The organism is Paenibacillus sp. S-38 (assembly GCF_049942825.1).
In the GTDB taxonomy this organism is placed as follows: Bacteria; Bacillota; Bacilli; order Paenibacillales; family NBRC-103111; genus Paenibacillus_G.
In genome coordinates this window covers 5,490,854-5,510,272 of the sequence record NZ_CP187970.1, presented here as the reverse complement: position 1 = coordinate 5,510,272, position 19,419 = coordinate 5,490,854, and the positions used below count along the sequence as shown (strand labels likewise).

Here is a 19,419-nt window from a genome sequence, read left to right as displayed (position 1 = left end):
TGTGGAAGATTTGGCTAAAGTACAAACATCGGGTTTGACCGGCAGACAGAAAGCCGCTATCCTGCTCATCAGCTTGGGACCGGAAGTGTCGGCACAGATCTTCAAAAACCTCAGGGATGAGGAGATCGAGCAGCTCACGTTGGAAATAGCCAATGTCCGCAAGGTGGATGCAGCGGAGAAGGAAGCGATTCTGTCTGAGTTCCATCAGATCTGTATAGCGCAGGAATTCATCTCCCAGGGCGGTATCTCTTACGCGAAGGACATCCTGGAGAAGGCACTCGGCTCGGCCAAGGCGTTCGATATCATCAACCGCCTGACGGCTACGCTGCAGGTGAGACCGTTCGACTTTGCCCGCAAAGCCGATCCCGGCCAGATCCTGAACTTCATCCAGAACGAGAACTCGCAGACGATTGCCCTCGTTCTCGCTTACCTTCAGCCGGAACAGGCATCGATCATCCTGTCCTCGCTCCCGCAGGAGAAGCAGGCCGATGTGGCCAAGCGGATCGCACTCATGGACAGCACTTCGCCGGAGGTCATCTCCCAGGTGGAGCGTGTACTCGAGCAGAAGCTGTCCGCAACGGTAACACAGGACTATACGAATGCCGGCGGTATCACTTCGGTGGTCTCCATCCTGAACGGGGTAGACCGCGGGACGGAGCGTACGATTCTCGACTCGCTCGAGATTCAGGATCCGGAACTGGCCGAAGAGATCAAGAAGCGCATGTTCGTATTCGAGGACATCGTCAACATCGACGACCGTTCCATTCAGCGTATTATCCGCGATATCGAGAATGCCGACCTGCAGCTTGCGCTTAAAGTGGCGAGTGAAGAAGTACGCGAGTCGATCTTCAAGAACATGTCTAAGCGGATGGCCGAAACGTTCCGCGAAGAAATGGAATTCATGGGCCCTGTCCGTCTGCGTGACGTGGAAGAAGCCCAGACCCGCATTGTAGCGACGATCAGAAGACTCGAAGAGTCCGGTGAAATCATCATCGCACGCGGCGGAGGAGATGATATCATTGTCTAATGTCATCAAGTTCTTTCAATACAAGCCGGTGGACGACAACAGCACGAAGGTGGTTGTGGCCCACCCCCAGCTCGGCGTTCTTAATAAGGAACAAGAGGAGATCCAAAAGTCATCTCCTGCCGAAAGTCCGGAGGTCATCGAGGCGCTCCAGATGAAGGAGCAGATCCTTCAGGATGCGGAGTCTTTCGCCGAAGAGCAGGTTCGTACCGCCATGGAAGAAGCCCTCGCCCTGAAGGAACAGGCACAGGCCGAGATTGAGGCCTGGTGGGACGAGAAGCGGCAGCTCGATCAGGAAACGGTGGAAGCGGCCATGGATCAGGGCTTCACCCAGGGCTATGAAGAAGGCTTGACGCGTGCCGAAACCGAGCTTCGCGAGAAGTACGATGCGATGCTGCAGGAAGCTTCCTCGATTCTGGAGCAGGCTTACGGCCTGAAGCAGCAGATCATTCAGGAGTCCGAACCGTTTCTGATCGATCTGAGCACTTCCATTGCCGAGAAAATCGTTGCCCGGCAGCTGACGCTCGAGCCCGAGTGGACGATCGATCTCATCCGCCGGACACTCACCCGGCGCAAGGATACCGGCGTGATCGCGCTCTGCGTATCACCGTCCCAGTTCCCGCTGATCCAGGATGCCCGTGAAGAGCTTCTGCTTCATATCGATTCGCAGGCCGAGCTTCAGATTATTCCGGACGGCTCGGTACAGGACCACGGCTGTGTAGTCCGTTCCGCCTTCGGCAGCATTGACTCCCGGATTGACACGCAGCTCAGCGAGATCAAGAACGTGCTTCGCCAAATTGCGATCCGAGGTGAGGAATCTTAATGATAGCTTCCCCTAATGCGCAGAAATATATCGAGCATCTTCAGGGAATGGATCCCGTCAGAGTCAACGGCAAGGTCACCCAGGTCATCGGTCTTACCGTCGAATCGGAAGGGCCGGACGCCAGCATTGGGGACCTCTGCTACATTTATCCGCACAAATCAAATAAACCGCTCAAGGCGGAGGTTGTGGGCTTCAAGAATAACAAAGTCATCCTGATGCCGCTCGGCGAACTGGATTCGATCGGACCCGGCTGTGATGTCGTCGGTACCGGCAAGCCGCTGAGTGTACAGGTCGGTCACGAGCTGCTCGGCAAGGTGCTCGACGGGCTCGGACAGCCGATGGACGGATCGTTCCTGCCCTCGAGGATGGCACAGTATTCGACCAACAATGCGCCCAGCAATCCTTTGACCCGTCCACGGGTGCTTGAGCCCATTTCCGTCGGTGTCCGCTGTATCGACGGTTTGCTTACGATCGGTAAAGGTCAGCGTGTCGGCATCTTTGCAGGTTCCGGTGTAGGGAAGAGTACCTTAATGGGGATGATCGCTCGGAACACGTCGGCAGACGTGAACGTGATCGCCTTGATCGGGGAGCGGGGCAGAGAGGTGCTTGACTTTATTGAGCGCGATCTCGGACCCGAAGGTTTGGCCCGGTCAGTCGTGATCGTGGCCACTTCGGACCAGCCGGCGCTGATCCGGATTAAGGCCTCGCTTATCGCCACGAGCATTGCCGAATACTTCCGTGACCGCGGTCTTAACGTCATGATGATGATGGACTCCGTCACTCGTTTTGCGATGGCTCAGCGTGAAGTGGGGCTTGCAGTCGGCGAGCCGCCGGCAACCCGGGGGTACACCCCTTCCGTGTTCGCCATGCTGCCGAAGCTGCTGGAGCGTTCCGGTAACGGTCCGAAGGGATCCATTACCGCATTTTATACCGTCCTGGTCGACGGTGACGATATGAACGAACCGATTGCCGATGCCGTACGGGGGATCCTGGACGGCCACATCGTACTCAACCGTGCGATCGCGAACCGGGGGCACTACCCGGCGATCGATGTACTGGCAAGTGTATCGCGTGTCATGAAGGAGATTGTCCCGAAAGAACAGCAGCTGGCCTCCGAGAATCTCAAGCGTCTCATGGCCACTTATAAGGATTCGGAAGATCTTGTCAATATAGGGGCGTACCAAAGAGGATCGAATCCGGAAATTGACGAAGCGCTCGAATCTATCCATTCCATCTGGGAGTACACGAAGCAGCGAACGGACGACAAGCTGACTTACGAAGAAGCCAGAGACCAGTTACTCCAACAATTTTATAAGGGATAGGTGTTGAGCTATGCGGTTCCGATACGCATTCCAGAAAATCGTAGATCTCAAAATGAATGAAAAAACGCAGGCCGAGTGGATGCTCTCGGAAGCCATTGGCCGGATGAAGCAGGAAGAGTCGTCTCTGGTCGAACTGGAACACTCCAAGCGCTCTCTGCAGGAGGAGCTCCAGGAAGCTTCCACCCGCTCCATCTCGGTATCGGACCTGCTGCTCATGCAGAGCTACGTGGACTACGTCGATACCCGGATTCAGGAAAAACATACCGACATCCAGCTGGCCAAAACCGTGGTACAGTCCAAACAGGATGACCTCACCGGCAAAATGCTTCAGGAAAAAGTGTGGGCCAAGGCCAAAGAAAAGGCGTTCCAGCGGTTCTCCTTCGATGTCATGAAGAAAGAGCAGGACGGTCTTGATGAAATGGCCACGAACCGTTATAAAGCCCCATCTGCTTATTAACCGAAAAACTTGGAGGTGAAACCATGGCTAAGGCGGATGCTGAACAAACAGGTTCCTACGGAGCCCTGGAACGGTTTTTAATCTGGTTCCTCATCCCTTTCGTCTTCACGGCCGTGCTGCTCGGGGTGCTTCTGACCATCTTTGACTACAATGTGATGAACACGGTGCTTAAGACGGCCAACAAGATTCCGGTAGTATCGACTTGGGTGCCGGATCCCAAAGGGGAAGAAGCCGGTACTCCGGTAAACCAGGAAGAAGCATCAAGTGAAGACAAAGCGGCCGAGGAAGCGAAGGCGGCAGCCGATGCGGCGCTGCAGTCGAAGGAAGAAGAGCTGAAGCAGGCGCAGACGGCCCTGGAGGAGAAGGATAAGGCGATCAAGGAGCTGGAAAGCCAGAAAACCGCACAGGAAGAAGCCAAAGCGGCTGCCTCGGCTGAAGAAGAGTACGAGAAGCAGATTCAGCAGCTGGCAAGCACGTACGCCAAGATGTCTCCGAGCAAGTCGGCTCCGATTATGGAGAATCTGACAACCGCGGAGCGGGTGCTCGTCTTGAGCAAAATGAAGACGGACGACCGGGTCAAGGTTCTCGAGAAGATGGATCCGAAAATTGCGGCGGAAGCTTCCATTCTGCTCAAGGATCAAGTCAGCGTGAAGGATACCCAAATCGCTGCCCTGCAGGAGCGTGTCAAGGCGCTCAGCACTACACAGGAGAAGACAACGGCTTCCGATAAGCTCAGCAAGAACGATCTCGGATCGACATTCTCCAGTATGACCCCCAAAAGTGCGGCGATTGTATTGATGGAGCTGCAGCGCACCAACCCGGATAAGGTTTTATCCATCCTCGGTTCGATGGACAGCGCCGGCCGTTCCAAGATTTTGTCCGCCATCTCGGACCAATCGAAGGAAACCGCCGCCCTGATCTCGGCCAGGCTGGCTCAATAATAAAGGAGGTGCAGGAACGAATGGAAATCGGAGCTTCCATTACCACATCCAGAAACTTGCTCCAAGGAGGAACACCCGTTTCCAACTCTTCCGTCAAAGGGGCTGGGAAAGCCCGGGAGGGATTCTCCAGCGCCCTGAAAGAAAAGCTCGACGTCGCCGTACCGAAAGACAAAATGGGCTCAAAAGAACCCCAGGCTCCTGCCGATAATAGTAGGAAGGCGGGGGAACCCGAAGAAACGCAGGCGAAGCCGCCCGCGGTAGAAGAAAAGCTCGAGTCGTTAGAAACCTTCATAGCCGAAGAAGACCCGGAGACTGTCGCTGAGGTTCTGGCGGATCCGGAAGTGCAGTCTCTGCTTCAGGAGCTTCAGATGCTGCTGCTTCCTGCAGATCAGGCTCCAACCGAAGGTACGCCTGACACGGCCGCCGAAACGGCGGATGCTTCGCTTACCGCTGTTACCGCAGGCATGGAGGCGGCAGACTCCCAGCTGTTCGTACCATTGACAGAAGCAGCGAATGAGAAGTCGGCTGCCGCTGCCGTACCCGGCTTGGAGACGGTGGATGCCGCCGAAGCCGCACGCATGCTCCAGCAGCTGCAGGAAGCCTTGAAGAAGGATGGCGACCCTAAGCTGAAGGAGGCGCTCTCCGCCTTGGAGGCGGCCGTAACGAAAGCGGCCGAGCCCTTGGCAGCGGTGAAGCCGACGGCACAGCTCGGACAGCTGCTCCAAAAGCTGAATGGCGAAATCCAGACATCGGAGACTCCAAGCCCTAAGAGTTCTTCCGAGAGCCCGGCTGCAAGTCCGCTGCATAAGCTGGAGGCACTGGCTGTGAAACATCCGGCTGCCGCAGCGGTAACCGTTCAGAGCGAAACCGCTCCGGACCTCGAGGAACCGCTTTTTGCCCCGCTTCAGCCGGAGACCGGGTCCGCTGATGGCGTCACACCGCCGCCGGCCACCGTACAGGATCTGATGAAGCAGCTGCAGTCCGGCCAGCCTGTAAGCAAGCTCCCGACGCTTCAGATGCCGGCTGAGTCGTTTCCTGACGACATGACCCAGTTCGTCATGAACTCCTTCCTGCTGGACAGTGGGGCGGACGGCATTACGGAAGCCAAGCTTTCCCTGTATCCGCAGCATCTCGGCCATGTGGAAGTGAAGCTGACGATGCAGAACGGACAGCTCATCGCCCAGTTCGCCGCTGACAATGCGGCCGGCAAAGATATGCTCGAGAGCCAGCTCGCCCAGCTCCGCCATTCCCTGCAGAGCCAGGGCATCCAGGTGGAGAAGCTCGAAGTGACGCAGAGCTCGAATGCCCAAGGCTTCCAATCCGGCATGTTCCAGGAAAAAGGACAAGGCCAGCAGCCGCAGTCGAGGCAGAACCAGAAAGCGGCATCCGCAAGGATCGCAGCGCTTGAAGGTGAGAGCTTCACGGAAGAGCTCGCTTCGAATCCGGCTGCACCCGCACGCACGGGCAGCGGTATGATTGATGTCATAGCGTGAGTGAGCTTCACAAGCTAGTATACCCTATAGGAGGTGATCAATATGTCCGACTCCCTGATTACATCGACCAGCAGCGCCATGACTTATACAGGCAACAAGGTGACCACACCGAACAAGACGCTTGGCAAGGATGAGTTCCTGAAGATTCTGATCACACAGATGAAGAATCAGGACCCGACCCAGCCGCTTCAGGATAAAGAATTTATCGCCCAGATGGCGCAGTTCACATCGGTTGAACAGCTGACCAACATGGGAAGTGAGATGAAGCTGCTCCGCCAGTCCCTCGGTTTCGCTTCCGGCCTGATCGGCAAGAACGTGACGTGGGCCGACGACGCGGGTGCCGTCAAATCCGGTCTCGTGGATTCCATTATCGTTAAGAACGGTGGACAGTTCGCGAAGGTAGGAACAGAGGAAATCTCGCTGGATAAAGTAAGCCAGATCTCGAACGCGGTGAGTGAGTCATGACCGACCGCTTTACTGTAGGACGTCTTTATCCGAATCCCGCAGGCCCCGGCGTCCAGAGGCGTCTTCCGGCTGAACAAGCGGGTGCCGGTGGTTCCTTTCAGTCCGTCCTGCAGAACCAGCTGGTGCGCTTCAGTCACCACGCTGAGCAGCGCTTGATCCAGCGCGGCATTACCCTCGCTCCCGAGCAGCTGGCCAAGCTCTCCACAGCGATCGACAAAGCGGCTGCCAAAGGCGCCAAAGATTCGCTGATGCTCATCGGCGATGCGGCCTTGATTGTGAATATCAAGAACCGTACCGTAGTGACCGCGATAGACCGTACTTCGATGAAAGACAACCTGTTCACGCAGATTGACAGCGCCATGATCATTTCCTGATGAAAGCTAAGGCCGGACCGTATACGGAGGCCAAGGTTGTGGACCGATTGAAACAACCATGAGAGCAAACTACAACAGGCGCTGCACCCGAAATATTACCGGTGTGACAGTCGTCATATGGGAGGATATCTATCTATGTTAAGATCTCTTTATTCCGGTGTATCCGGTATGCGCGGTTTCCAAACGAAGCTTGACGTGATCGGCAACAACATTGCCAACGTCAACACGACAGGCTTCAAGGCCGGCCGCGTCATGTTCAAGGATATCCTGAGCCAGACCGTTGCCGGCGTGAGCGCCCCGACCGATACGGCGGGCGGTGTGAACTCCAAGCAGATCGGTCTCGGCGTAACGGTGGGTGCGATCGATACGATCCATACACCGGGCAGTGCGATGACGACGAATGTGGTTACGGACCTGCGGATCAACGGCGACGGATTCTTCGCGGTATCCCAGGACGGAACCCCTGAGAATATGTATCTGACGCGTGACGGCAGCTTCCAGCTGGACGCACAGCGCCGGATGGTGAACTCGAACGGGATGTTCGTGCTCGGCACAAGCGGCGAGCCGATCACGCTGGGTGAAGAAGTAACCTCCTTCACGATCGCAAACAACGGTGAGATTATCGGGATCGGTGCAGACGGTACAGCCGCTTCCACGGATCAGTTTATCGCGGTGGGCAAGGTAACGAACCCGGGCGGTCTCGAGAAAATCGGGGGCAACCTCTACCGCCAGACGCCAAACTCCGGTGAAGCGATCGATCTCGCAGCAGCGGTTGCCGGTGACACGACAACCGGAACAGGCTCAATCGTATCCGGTCAGCTGGAGATGTCGAACGTGGACCTGACCGGCGAGTTTACGGAGATGATCGTCGCCCAGCGCGGCTTCCAGTCCAACTCCCGGATCATCACCACTTCCGATGAAATTCTGCAGGAAATTGTCAACCTGAAGAGATAATAAGAATTAGCATTCCTTCATTATAAGTAGTTTATCACAGGTGTCTTAAGGGGAGGGTACGGCTCTCCCCGGCAGACCCGGAACGGAGGGTTACGGATGGTACAGCTTACCCGGTTGAACGGCAGTCCGTTCTATCTCAACGCTCTGCTGATCGAGACGATCGAGGCGACGCCGGACACCATGATTTCTCTCGTGACCGGGAAGAAGATTATGGTGCTCGAGCCGGTTGCGGATGTAGTCCTCTCCATACAGCAGTTTTTACAGACTATTGGAGTTGTCGGCAGCACGATCAAAACTCTGGATACGGAGGGTTTATAGTGTTTAAAAGTAAAATATTCATCATGGTCGTAGCTATCCTTATTGCGATAACATTGATTCTGACAGCGGCGTTCGTGCTTTGGAACTACATGGACAAATCCAGCGACCCTGAAGCGCAGGCTCAGCATACGGCAGAGCAGGTGAAGCCGAAGAAGAAGCTGAAGCCGGAAGAGATTAAGGCGAACACCGCGGTGATGAAGGACGTCCTGACAAACCTGGCCGGCGGCAGCAAGTTTATCAAAGTGAGCCTGGCCTTCGAGCTGGAGAGCGCGGACGGCAAAGCGGCCTTTGATCTGATGGATTCGCAGATGAAGGCGATCGTGATTCAGACTCTCGCCGATATGAAGCCCGAGGAAGTAACGGGCAGCAAAGGCTTCGACAATCTCGGAGCCGCACTGATGAATAAGATGAACCCGATGCTCGAGGAAGGCAATAAGCTCTCCCGCATTATGGTTACCGATATTGTGCTTCAATAATAAACCCTGATTTACCAGGAGGTGACGCTCATGGTTGATGTGCTTTCTCAGAATGAGATTGACGCCCTGCTCGCGGCGCTTTCCTCTGGAGAGATGGACGCGGAGGAGCTCAAGAAGGAAGAGACGCAGAAGAAAGTCCGCGCCTATGATTTCAAAAGAGCCGTCCGCTTCTCCAAAGACCATATCCGCAGCTTGACGCGGATTCACGAGAACTTTGCAAGATACTTGACCACTTACTTCTCGGCCCAGCTTCGGACCTTCGTTCAGATTAACGTGGTACAGGTCGAGCAGCTGCCGTACGATGAATTCATCCGCTCCATTCCGAAGATGACGATCCTCAATATCTTCGAGGCCGAGCCGCTCGAAGGCCGGATGGTACTCGAGGTTCACCCGAACGTGGCCTTCGCGATGCTGGACCGCCTGCTGGGCGGAGCGGGAACGAGCCCGTCCAAGATCAATGCGCTGACCGAGATCGAAACGATTGTGATGGAGCGAATCTTCTCCAGGGCGTTCGAGAGCCTGCAGGAAGCATGGAAGACGGTCATTGACCTGGAGCCGAGACTGGAGGCACTGGAGACCAACCCGCAGTTCATGCAGATTGTCTCCCCGAACGAGACGATCGCCCTGATCTCGCTCAGCACGAAGATCGGCGATACAACAGGGATGATTAACCTGTGTATCCCGCACGTGGTCATTGAGCCGATCATGCCGAGATTGTCGGTGCACCACTGGTTCGTCTCCCAGAAGAAGACCAGTGCACCGGAAGAACAGGCCGCTCTGCAGTCGAGGGTTAATAAAGCGAAACTGCCGATTATTGCAGAGCTGGGGAGCTCGACCATATCCGTCGGAGAATTTCTGAATCTGAATGCCGGAGATGTCATCCCCCTTACCAAGTCCGTAGATCAGCCGCTCGATATCCGCATCGGAGAGAAATTGAAGTTCTACGGGACACCGGGAACCGCCAAAGGGAAGCTGGCCGTGCAAATCAGTGAAATTGTAAACGAAGGAGTGGAAGAGAATGACGAATAAAGATTACTTGTCCCAGGAAGAGATCGACGCTCTGCTCAAACAGTCTTCGGATGGTGGGTCCGATGAGGGCAGCACTTCCGGTTCCGGCTTCGCACCGATCACCGAAGAATATCTGACCTCCCTGGAGCAGGATGCCCTCGGCGAAATCGGGAACATTACCTTCGGCAGTGCAGCGACCGCTCTTTCCACGCTGCTCGGCAAGAAGGTGGATATCACGACCCCGAAGGTATCCGTGATTGCCCGCGATGATCTCATGATGGAATTTCCAAAGCCGCATGTTGCGATCAACGTTAACTATGTCGACGGGTTTGACGGCATTAACCTGCTAGTAATCAAAAAGATCGACGCTCAGGTCATTGCGAACCTGATGATGGGCGGAGACGGCACAAATGTGGCAGAGGAAGAACTGACCGAGATCCACGTCAGTGCGGTCCAGGAAGCGATGAACCAGATGATGGGCTCCTCGGCGACGTCGATGTCCACAATTTTTAATCGCTTTGTAAATATTTCTCCACCGGGTGTCGACATAATAAACTTGTCGGAAGGTCAGGACATGACCACCATCCCGCAGGAAGATGTGTTCATCAAGATCTCCTTCCGTCTGACGATCGGTGACCTGATCGATTCAAACATCATGCAATTGCTTCCTGTAGCCTTCGCCAAGGATATGGTCAACATCCTGATGGGCGGCGGAGCTGCAGAAGAAGTGGCGGCGGCCGCCCCGGCACCTGCTCCGGCGGCAGCTCATGCGGCACCAGCGGCAGCACCGGCGCCGGCCCCTGTACCTCAGGCGGCACCTGCACCGGCAGCAGCGCACGCTGCGCCTGCGCAGCCGGCTTATCCGAGCTACGACGCTTACGGCCAGCCGGCAGCCGCCGCCATGCAGCCGCCGATGATGCCGCAGCAGCCATACGGCCAGCCGGGTTACGGCCAGGCGATGTATCCGCCGATGGGCGCACCGATGTATCCGCCGCAGCCGGCCGCTTACGGCATGCCTGCAGGCCGCAATGTGAATGTCCAGCCGGCCCAGTTCACGTCCTTCCAGGCACCGAACATGATGCAGGCTGATGATACGAACCTGAACCTGCTGCTCGATATTCCGCTGAAGGTCACGGTAGAGCTCGGCCGTACGAATAAAGTCATCAAGGACATCCTGGAGCTGTCCCAAGGTTCGATTATTGAACTGGATAAATTGGCGGGTGAGCCGGTCGATATTCTGGTTAATAATAAATTGATTGCCAAAGGCGAGGTTGTCGTTATCGACGAAAACTTCGGTGTCCGCGTAACGGACATTGTGAACCAAATGGATCGTCTGCAAAAATTGAATCTCTAAAAAATATTATTAAGATCCCCTAGGAGGACTGCATACTATGGCAAACCGAATTCTGATTGTTGACGACGCAGCTTTTATGAGAATGATGATCCGCGATATCCTCTCCAAGAACGGCTATGAGGTTGTAGGCGAAGCCAACGATGGTGCACAGGCTCTCGAGAAGTTCAAAGAACTGAAGCCGGACCTCGTGACGATGGATATCACGATGCCTGAGATGGACGGCATCCAGGCTCTCAAGGAAATCAAGAAGCTGGACGGTGCGGCAAAAGTGATCATGTGTTCGGCCATGGGCCAGCAGGCGATGGTAATCGATGCGATCCAGGCTGGAGCGAAGGACTTCATCGTGAAGCCGTTCCAGGCGGACCGCGTAATCGAAGCGATCAAGAAAACGCTTGGCTAAACCGGCAGTGGAAGAAGTGGAGGGCCTGCGAAGCTCATCACAATCGGGTAAAGGGATGTGGGGATGTTGAGAGGACTCACGGCCAAACTGCTTCTGATGATCATGACACTCGGAGCTCAAACAGCAGCAGCAACCGCTGCTGTTTGTTCCGCAGCAGCACAAAATGGGCCCGCGGCCCCCGATGCTTCGGCACCGGAGGCTGCGGACCCATTCGCTCCAGCTGCTGGAGGCGGAGGGGATACCCTCGTTATGATACTCAAGGTGATCTTCTTTCTTATCATTATTATCGGTATCTTCTTCTTGATCATGAAGGTCCTCGCCAAAAGAAATACCTGGATGGCCGGAAGGGCGCTCCGCTCTCTCGGAGGACTGCCGCTCGGACAGAACAAATCGATCCAGATCGTCGAGATCGGCAGCTCACTCTATGTTGTAGGCGTGGGCGAGAACATACAGCTGCTCGAGAAGATTGAGGATCCGGCGGAGGTACAGTCCATCTCAGAGATGATGAGCACAACCCAGACATTCGCCGCTCCGGGCTTCGAATCGGCGCTGGGCTGGCTGAAGAAGCTGCGCAGGAATCCGGTGGAGGAGGAAGAGGTTGATATGACTGCAACCTTCCAGCAGGTGTTCCAGAACAAGATGCAGGGACTGGCCGGGCGCAAGCAGATGATGGAAGAGATGATGAACCAAGATTCCAATGCAGAACGGTTGAATGATAAACATGGGAAAAACCAAGATGAATAACAAGAAACAGCTGCTGTTGATCCTTCTGGCGCTGCTGGTTCTGCTCCCGCTGACAGGCGGGCAGGCTTATGCGGCAGACCCGATCCCGGGCATCAACATTGATATCGGCGGGGCGGGCAATACGCCGCAGGGCGGCTCCAACACGGTCATGATCCTGCTGCTCATCTCGGTACTCAGCATCGCTCCGGCGATCCTGGTCCTCATGACAAGCTTTACCCGGATCATCATCGTGCTGAGCTTCGTCCGTACTTCGCTGGGCACGCAGGCGATGCCTCCGAACCAGGTGCTTATCGGACTCGCGCTCTTCCTGACCTTCTTCATTATGGCACCGACCTTCGGTGAAGTGAACCAGACGGCTCTTCAGCCTTATATGAGAGGGGAACTGAGCCAGACGCAGGCGATGAATACCGCAGCGGTTTCCATGAAGAAGTTTATGTTCAAGCATACGAGAGAGAAGGATTTGAAATTGTTCCTCGATTACTCCAAGGCGGCACCGCCGACTGGAGTAGAGGATACGCCGCTTACGGCGCTCGTGCCGGCTTACGCCATAAGCGAGCTCAAGACGGCATTCCAGATGGGCTTTATGATCTTCATTCCATTCCTTGTCATCGACATGGTTATCGCAAGCACGCTGATGGCGATGGGGATGATGATGCTGCCGCCGGTCATGATTTCGCTTCCATTTAAGATATTATTGTTCATACTGGTGGATGGTTGGTACCTCATTGTAAGGTCACTGCTGCTCAGTTATAATGCATAGACAGACGCTCAAGGAGGTGGCCACATGAGTTCGGAATTCGTTATCCGGTTGGCGGGCGAAGCTGTATACATTACCTTGAAGGCCAGTGCGCCGATGCTTTTGCTGGCTTTGGTTGTCGGTCTGGTGATCTCGGTTTTCCAAGCGACGACACAGATCCAAGAGCAGACCCTGGCGTTCGTTCCAAAGATCGTCATTGTCCTTCTAGCCATGCTGGTCTTCGGCCCCTGGATCATGACCACGCTCGTGGACTTTACGTACAATCTCATGAGTAACCTTTACAAATACGTTGGATAGGTAGTGGGTAGCATGGACTGGCTCGCAGCGAATCTCCCGGGATTGCTTCTCTACTTTTGCCGGGTTACCGCCTTCTTCGTGATCGCGCCCATCTTCTCGGCGCAGCACGTACCGGCACAGATGAAGATCGGTATTTCGTTCTTCGTGGCCTTCATTGCTTTTGTGGGGACGGGAACAGCCACACCGGTGGCGATGGATTCCCTGTTCATCCTCACCCTGGTCCGCGAGGTGCTCGTCGGATTGTGCCTCGGCTTCATAGCCTATATGTTCGTTTCGGTTCTGCAGATTGCAGGCTCGTTCATTGATATCGCAATCGGGTTCGGTATGGCGAACGTTATCGACCCTTTGACGGGGCACCAGAGCCCGCTCATCGGCAATTTCAAATATATGGTCGCCCTGCTGTTGTTCCTGGGTTTTGACGGGCACCATTACCTGCTCGAAGCGATCATGAGAAGCTACGAATGGGTGCCGCTCAGCAACGAGATGTTCGCTAAAGCGTACAACGGACAGCTGTCCGAGTTTATGGTAAAGACGTTTGCCACCGTGTTCTCCTTATCGTTCCAGATGGCAGCCCCTTTAGTGGTGGCCTTGTTCCTGACGGATGTGGGACTGGGACTTCTGGCACGCGTTGCTCCGCAGTTTAACATTTTCGTGATCGGTCTGCCGGTCAAAATGATTCTAGGCTTTCTGCTTCTGGTTCTGCTGTTCCCCGGCTATGAAATCATTTTCAAAGATTTATTCAGCAAGATGCTGGATACGATGGGACAGTTCTTCGGCCTGTTTACGGCCGCGCCAGGTAAAAGCTGAGGAATGGAGGGGGTACCCGCATGGCTGCGACACATCGGTTAAGATTGGATCTGCAGCTGTTCTCCGGAGAGAAAACCGAAGCTGCAACTCCGAAGAAAAAGCAGGATGCCCGAAAGAAAGGGCAAGTCGCCAAAAGTATGGATCTGTCGGCCGCCTTTATCTTGTTCTTCTCCTTCTTGACCTTTTATCTGTTCGGCGGATTTATGAAAGAACATCTAATCGGGCTGTTTCATTCCATCTTTAGCGACTTCCTCCTAATGAATTTGTCCGTAGACAATGTTATGGTTCTCGTAGAGAAAGTCATGGTTGAGATGCTGTTCATCCTGGGCCCGATACTTGGGGCGACCCTGCTGATGGCACTGGCAAGCAATTATATGCAGGTCGGCTTTCTGGTCACGGGTGAAGGCCTCAAAATGCAGTTCAATAAAATTAATCCGATCGAAGGCGTGAAGAAGCTGTTCTCGCCCCGCGCCGCGGTGGATTTTCTGAAGTCGGTCCTGAAGATGACCATCATCGGGATTGTCGTCTATAACACGCTGATGAACGAGCGTTCGAATATTATGCAGCTGGCGCATCTGCCGATGGAGGAGATCGTGCTCTACGCTTCTTCCGTGACAATGATGCTCGGCATCAAGATCGGCGGCATTCTGATCGCGCTGGCGCTCTTCGATTATATGTACCAGCGGTATGACCATGCCAAGAGCCTGCGGATGTCCAAGCAGGACATCAAGGATGAATATAAAAAGACCGAGGGTGATCCTCATATCAAAGGCAAGATTCGTGAGAAGCAGCGCCGCATGGCGATGCAGCGGATGATGCAGGACGTTCCCAAGGCGGACGTGATCATCACCAACCCGACTCACTTTGCGGTGGCGATCCAGTACGACGCTTCGAAGATGGGTGCCCCGACGGTCATTGCCAAAGGTACCGACTTCATGGCTCTCAAGATTCGGGAGAAAGCCAAGGAGCACGGCGTGATGATTATGGAGAACCGGCCGCTGGCTCGTGCCCTGTATGCTCAGGTAGAGATCGGGGAACCGATCCCGGGCGACATGTTCCAGGCGGTAGCCGAGGTTCTGGCTTATGTGTATAAGATGAAAGGTAAAGCGAATTAACCCAACTTGGGTAAGGAAGATAAGGGGGCAAAGCCATGAAACCCAAAGACCTAGTGGTTCTGGTCGGCGTGATCGGCATTATTCTGATGATGGTGGTTCCACTGCCGATCTGGCTGCTTGATGTCCTTCTCATTATTAATATATCCCTTGCGCTCGGAATTATTTTGATCGGGATGAACACGAAGGAATCGCTGGAGTTCTCCATCTTTCCGGCGCTCCTGCTCATCACCACCTTGTTCCGGCTCGCGCTTAACGTATCCACGACACGTAACATTCTCGCCAACGCGGATGCCGGTAACGTCGTCATGACGTTCGGTTCGTTCGTGGCGGGAGGCAATCTGGTCGTCGGTTTCGTTATCTTCATCATCCTGGTGCTCGTGCAGTTTATCGTGATTACCAAAGGCTCCGAGCGCGTTGCGGAAGTTGCCGCAAGATTTACGCTTGATGCGATGCCGGGTAAGCAGATGGCGATCGACGCCGACCTCAACGCCGGCCTCATCAACGAGGCGCAGGCAAAGGAACGCCGTGAGAAAATCTCGCGCGAAGCGGATTTTTACGGAGCGATGGACGGTGCGAGTAAGTTCGTCAAAGGGGATGCGATCGCGGGGATTATCATGCTCTTCATCAACATCCTCGGCGGTCTGACCATCGGAATGACGATGAAAGGAATGTCCTTGTCCGAAGCGGGGAAACTGTATTCATTAATGACGATCGGTGACGGTCTCGTATCCCAGATTCCGGCGCTCCTCATTTCCACTGCGGCAGGTATCATTGTTACCCGCGCCAACTCGGAAGGCAACCTGGCGCATGACTTGACGAAGCAGATGACGGCTTATCCGAAGCTGCTCTACATCATTGCCGGTACGGTTGCGGCACTCGGGATTTTCACACCGATCCATCTGACCGTGACGCTGCCGATCGCAGGACTGCTTGCGTTCGCGGCGAACAAGCTGCAGAAGAATGCGGCGAAGAAAGAAATGGAGGACGTACAGCTCGAGGAAGAACAGCAGATCGAAGAAGTGCGCAGCCCCGAGAGCGTCATCTCGCTGCTGCAGGTGGATCCGATCGAGTTCGAATTCGGCTACGGCCTCATTCCGCTGGCCGATACCCAGCAGGGCGGCGATCTGCTCGACCGGATCATTCTGATCCGCCGCCAGTGTGCTCTGGAGCTTGGTGTGGTCGTTCCGGTCATCCGGATCCGCGACAACATCCAGCTGCGGCCTAACGAATATGTCATCAAGATCAAGGGCAATATCGTGGCCCGCGGAGATCTGCTGCTGAACCACTACCTGGCGATGAGCCCGGGGTACGACGACGATTCGATCACGGGGATCGACACGCTTGAGCCGGCATTTGGACTTCCGGCCCTGTGGATCGACGAGGCGACGAAGGAGCGCGCCGAGCTGTCCGGTTACACGGTGGTCGATCCTCCGTCCGTGGTGGCGACCCACCTCACCGAGATCATCAAGAAGCACGCCCACGAGCTGCTCGGCCGTCAAGAGACGAAGGCTCTTATCGAGAATGTGCGTGAAACGTACCCTGCACTGGTGGACGATCTCATTCCGAACGTCCTGGCGATCGGCGACGTGCAGAAAGTTTTGGTCAAACTGCTTCGTGAAAAAATATCGGTACGGGATTTGGTTACCATATTAGAGACGCTTGCCGATTACGGCACGTACACGAAGGATCATGAGATTCTGGCCGAATATGTAAGACAGGCTCTCTCGAGACAGATTACCCAGCAGTTCGCGGCGGCCGGCGATTCCCTGAAGGTCATTACCGTCGGCCCGAGCCTCGAGAAGAAGATCGCCGAGTCGGTGCAGCAGTCCGATCAGGGCAGCTACCTGGCGCTCGATCCGGCTTCCACCCAGGTGATCTACCAGCGGATCAGCGATCAGGTGACGAAGCTGCTCCAAGCGGGACAGCAGCCGGTGGTTCTGACTTCGCCGACGATCCGGATGTATCTACGGCAGCTGCTGGAACGCACGATGCAGGATATTCCCGTATTGTCGTACAGCGAGCTGGAGCCAAATGTTGAAATCCAAAGCATGGGGGTTGTGAACTTATGAGAGTAAAACGTTATGTAGTGGATTCCATGCCGGATGCTCTTCAGAAGATCCGGACGGATCTCGGCAAAGACGCCGTTATTATCAATACCAAGGAGATCCGCTCCGGCGGATTCCTTGGGATGTTCACAAAGAAGAAGATTGAAGTCATCGCAGCGACGGATACCGCTTCCCCCGGCGGTCCTTCGTCCGCTGCCGCACCCGGCGTCGCTACGATGCCGAAGCCGGCCGCCCCTGTGGCGACCGCTCCGAGATCGAGTGTCGCTTCCGCCTACGGTGCCAGCGCGCCGCAGCAGGCAGAACGGCACGAAGCGGCGCTGTCCTTTCCCGACGTACCGGATGTCCTGCCGCCGGCTCCTCCTGCACCCGCCCCGCGGGCAGCGCAGCCGGCAGCTAACGCTCCCGCTCCTTCTCCATTTTCCAAGAACGCACCGGCAGGAGAAGATATGCTGGGCGAGCTTCGCGAGATGAAGGAGATGATGAGAAGGCTCTCCCAGCACCAGGCGCTGCAAACTCCGACGGATCCCGCAGTGGAAACGATCGAGCAGCGCCTGCTTGAGCAGGAAGTGGACCCGCTCCTCGTGAAGCAGCTCATGCTGCAGGTCATGGAGGAAGCCGAGGAGGAGCCGAAGCCGCTGACCGAAACGTTCGTCTTGACCTCGGTGCGCCGCCAGCTCACCGCCCTCATGCAGTCCAAGGGAACGAAGTCGATCAAGCGGGATACCCGCATTGCCCATTTTGTCGGCCCGACCGGTGTCGGCAAGACGACAACGATCGCGAAGCTGGCCGCAGAGCAGGTGCTGAAGCATCAACGCAAGGTGGGCTTCATCACCTCCGACACGTACCGGATTGCCGCCGTAGAGCAGCTCAAAACGTATGCGACCATTTTGAACGTGCCGCTCGAAGTCGTGTTCTCACCGCTGGATCTCGGCAAGGCGTTCGAGAACCTCAAGGACCGCGACCTGATCTTCATGGATACGGCCGGCCGCAACTTCCGCAACGAAATGTATGTATCGGAGCTTAATGCGCTTCTGAAGTCGGGGGGGCAGAGCGAGACCTTCCTGGTGCTCAGCCTGACGACCAAATATAAAGATATGAAAGTCATCACGAGCAACTTTAGCAAATTTAAGCTGGACAAAGTGCTCTTCACCAAAATGGACGAAACGGATTCCTTCGGCGCCATCGTCAATCTGATCCGGGATTTCGGCCTGCAGACTTCGTATATCGCCAACGGACAGAATGTGCCCGACGATATTGAGGAACTCGATGAGCTGCGCATGATCGAGAGGATTCTGGAGGATAACAACCATGAATGATCAGGCACAAGGACTCCGCAATCTCATAAAGACGCAGGAGACGTCTAACGACAAGGCGACACGCATCATCACCGTAACGAGCGGCAAGGGCGGCGTGGGCAAGTCGAACTTCACCCTCAATTTTGCTCTGGCGCTTCAGAAAAAAGGACTTAAGGTTCTCGTCTTCGATGCCGATATTGGTCTTGCGAACATTGATGTGCTTATGGGCGTTTCCCCCAAGTACAGCTTGTATCACCTTCTCAAACGAGAGAAGACCATCTGGGAAATTATCCACACCGGGTATAACGATCTGCAGTTTATAGCTGGAGGCTCGGGCTTCAACGACCTGATCCGCCTCTCCGATGAGCAGCTCGATTATTTCGCGGCTCAGGTAGAGCAGCTCAACGGCCACGTGGACGTGATCATCTTCGATACGGGGGCCGGGCTTTCCAAAGAGACCCTGAAATTCATCGTGGCGGCCCAGGAGACGATTGTCGTGACGACACCGGAGCCGACGTCCATCACCGATGCCTACGCGATCATCAAAATGGTGAACTCGATGAATTACCAAATCCCGTTCAAGCTCGTGGTCAACCGGGTGACTGATTGGCGGGAGGGCCGGCAGACCGCGGATAAAATCAGCATGGTAGCCAAACAATTCTTAAGTCTGGACATTCCGACGCTGGGCTATGTAGTGGATGACAGCTCGGTATCCAAAGCAGTCAAGAAGCAGGTGCCGTTCACGGTGGCGTTTCCGGACAGCGCGGCATCCAAGTCCATTAACGATTTGGCCGACGATTTCATTGCGGGACATCTCCCGGCACAGCAGGAGAGGGGGGCCATCAAAGGCTTCCTGAGCAAAATGATGAAGATGTTGAAGCAGTAGCCTGATCTAAAGGCTGCCATCCGAGACATCGCAGAGGAGTGGG

At 55.3% G+C, this 19,419-nt stretch carries 22 protein-coding genes; all 22 read left to right on the top strand.

Going from position 1 to position 19,419, the window contains the following annotated elements; genetic code table 11:
- The first annotated feature begins 1 nt into the window (after position 1).
- The 22 genes from fliG to ACP26L_RS24080 all read left to right on the top strand — a co-directional run bounded on the left by fliG (position 2) and on the right by ACP26L_RS24080 (position 19,376).
- On the top strand, positions 2 to 1,027 hold the full coding sequence (gene fliG, locus ACP26L_RS24185; protein WP_426447102.1) for a flagellar motor switch protein FliG: 1,026 nt from the start codon (positions 2 to 4) through the stop codon (positions 1,025 to 1,027).
- Positions 1,020 to 1,847 carry a FliH/SctL family protein gene (locus ACP26L_RS24180; protein ID WP_426447100.1) on the top strand — a complete coding sequence of 276 codons (828 nt, stop codon included), beginning with the start codon at positions 1,020 to 1,022 and terminating at the stop codon, positions 1,845 to 1,847. Before fliG ends, ACP26L_RS24180 begins: the two co-directional genes overlap by 8 nt.
- Positions 1,847 to 3,169: a flagellar protein export ATPase FliI gene (fliI, locus tag ACP26L_RS24175; protein WP_426447099.1), complete on the top strand. Its 1,323-nt coding sequence runs from the start codon at positions 1,847 to 1,849 to the stop codon at positions 3,167 to 3,169. Before ACP26L_RS24180 ends, fliI begins: the two co-directional genes overlap by 1 nt.
- A gap of 10 nt (positions 3,170 to 3,179) precedes the next feature.
- Positions 3,180 to 3,626, top strand: coding sequence for a flagellar export protein FliJ (gene fliJ / locus ACP26L_RS24170; protein ID WP_426447097.1), 447 nt, complete (start codon positions 3,180 to 3,182; stop codon positions 3,624 to 3,626).
- 23 nt (positions 3,627 to 3,649) lie between these two features.
- Positions 3,650 to 4,567, top strand: a complete 918-nt coding sequence (locus ACP26L_RS24165; RefSeq protein ID WP_426447095.1) for a MotE family protein — start codon at positions 3,650 to 3,652, stop codon at positions 4,565 to 4,567.
- Positions 4,568 to 4,740: 173 nt separating this feature from the next.
- The gene (locus ACP26L_RS24160; RefSeq protein WP_426447094.1) at positions 4,741 to 6,060 is read left to right on the top strand and encodes a flagellar hook-length control protein FliK; all 1,320 of its coding nucleotides are present in this window, start codon (positions 4,741 to 4,743) and stop codon (positions 6,058 to 6,060) included.
- 42 nt (positions 6,061 to 6,102) lie between these two features.
- Positions 6,103 to 6,525, top strand: a complete 423-nt coding sequence (locus ACP26L_RS24155) for a flagellar hook capping FlgD N-terminal domain-containing protein (protein ID WP_426447092.1) — start codon at positions 6,103 to 6,105, stop codon at positions 6,523 to 6,525.
- Positions 6,522 to 6,899 (top strand): TIGR02530 family flagellar biosynthesis protein, encoded by a 378-nt coding sequence (locus ACP26L_RS24150; RefSeq protein WP_426447090.1) that lies wholly within the window; start codon positions 6,522 to 6,524, stop codon positions 6,897 to 6,899. The genes ACP26L_RS24155 and ACP26L_RS24150 overlap by 4 nt, the downstream gene beginning before the upstream one ends.
- 135 nt (positions 6,900 to 7,034) lie before the next feature.
- Entirely contained in the window at positions 7,035 to 7,853 is an 819-nt protein-coding gene (flgG, locus tag ACP26L_RS24145; protein WP_426447088.1) for a flagellar basal body rod protein FlgG, read from the top strand.
- 96 nt (positions 7,854 to 7,949) lie between these two features.
- Positions 7,950 to 8,171 carry a flagellar FlbD family protein gene (locus tag ACP26L_RS24140; RefSeq protein ID WP_426447086.1) on the top strand — a complete coding sequence of 74 codons (222 nt, stop codon included), beginning with the start codon at positions 7,950 to 7,952 and terminating at the stop codon, positions 8,169 to 8,171.
- The gene (locus tag ACP26L_RS24135) at positions 8,171 to 8,647 is read left to right on the top strand and encodes a flagellar basal body-associated FliL family protein (RefSeq protein ID WP_426447084.1); all 477 of its coding nucleotides are present in this window, start codon (positions 8,171 to 8,173) and stop codon (positions 8,645 to 8,647) included. Before ACP26L_RS24140 ends, ACP26L_RS24135 begins: the two co-directional genes overlap by 1 nt.
- A 30-nt stretch (positions 8,648 to 8,677) precedes the next feature.
- The gene (gene fliM / locus ACP26L_RS24130; protein WP_426447083.1) at positions 8,678 to 9,676 is read left to right on the top strand and encodes a flagellar motor switch protein FliM; all 999 of its coding nucleotides are present in this window, start codon (positions 8,678 to 8,680) and stop codon (positions 9,674 to 9,676) included.
- Positions 9,666 to 11,009, top strand: coding sequence for a flagellar motor switch phosphatase FliY (fliY, locus tag ACP26L_RS24125; protein WP_426447081.1), 1,344 nt, complete (start codon positions 9,666 to 9,668; stop codon positions 11,007 to 11,009). Before fliM ends, fliY begins: the two co-directional genes overlap by 11 nt.
- Before the next feature lie 37 nt (positions 11,010 to 11,046).
- The gene (locus tag ACP26L_RS24120) at positions 11,047 to 11,409 is read left to right on the top strand and encodes a response regulator (RefSeq protein WP_426447079.1); all 363 of its coding nucleotides are present in this window, start codon (positions 11,047 to 11,049) and stop codon (positions 11,407 to 11,409) included.
- 249 nt (positions 11,410 to 11,658) lie between these two features.
- Positions 11,659 to 12,153 carry a flagellar biosynthetic protein FliO gene (locus tag ACP26L_RS24115; RefSeq protein ID WP_426447078.1) on the top strand — a complete coding sequence of 165 codons (495 nt, stop codon included), beginning with the start codon at positions 11,659 to 11,661 and terminating at the stop codon, positions 12,151 to 12,153.
- Positions 12,146 to 12,913, top strand: coding sequence for a flagellar type III secretion system pore protein FliP (gene fliP / locus ACP26L_RS24110; protein WP_426447076.1), 768 nt, complete (start codon positions 12,146 to 12,148; stop codon positions 12,911 to 12,913). The genes ACP26L_RS24115 and fliP overlap by 8 nt, the downstream gene beginning before the upstream one ends.
- 24 nt (positions 12,914 to 12,937) lie before the next feature.
- Positions 12,938 to 13,207 (top strand): flagellar biosynthesis protein FliQ, encoded by a 270-nt coding sequence (fliQ, locus tag ACP26L_RS24105; RefSeq protein WP_426447075.1) that lies wholly within the window; start codon positions 12,938 to 12,940, stop codon positions 13,205 to 13,207.
- A gap of 12 nt (positions 13,208 to 13,219) precedes the next feature.
- Complete coding sequence (gene fliR, locus ACP26L_RS24100) at positions 13,220 to 14,014, top strand: flagellar biosynthetic protein FliR (RefSeq protein ID WP_426447073.1); 795 nt, start codon at positions 13,220 to 13,222, stop codon at positions 14,012 to 14,014.
- A gap of 20 nt (positions 14,015 to 14,034) precedes the next feature.
- The gene (gene flhB, locus ACP26L_RS24095; protein ID WP_426447071.1) at positions 14,035 to 15,129 is read left to right on the top strand and encodes a flagellar biosynthesis protein FlhB; all 1,095 of its coding nucleotides are present in this window, start codon (positions 14,035 to 14,037) and stop codon (positions 15,127 to 15,129) included.
- 35 nt (positions 15,130 to 15,164) lie between these two features.
- Complete coding sequence (gene flhA, locus ACP26L_RS24090; protein WP_426447069.1) at positions 15,165 to 17,198, top strand: flagellar biosynthesis protein FlhA; 2,034 nt, start codon at positions 15,165 to 15,167, stop codon at positions 17,196 to 17,198.
- The gene (gene flhF, locus ACP26L_RS24085) at positions 17,195 to 18,511 is read left to right on the top strand and encodes a flagellar biosynthesis protein FlhF (protein ID WP_426447067.1); all 1,317 of its coding nucleotides are present in this window, start codon (positions 17,195 to 17,197) and stop codon (positions 18,509 to 18,511) included. The genes flhA and flhF overlap by 4 nt, the downstream gene beginning before the upstream one ends.
- Positions 18,504 to 19,376 (top strand): MinD/ParA family protein, encoded by an 873-nt coding sequence (locus ACP26L_RS24080; RefSeq protein ID WP_426447066.1) that lies wholly within the window; start codon positions 18,504 to 18,506, stop codon positions 19,374 to 19,376. Before flhF ends, ACP26L_RS24080 begins: the two co-directional genes overlap by 8 nt.
- Positions 19,377 to 19,419 lie beyond the last annotated feature (43 nt).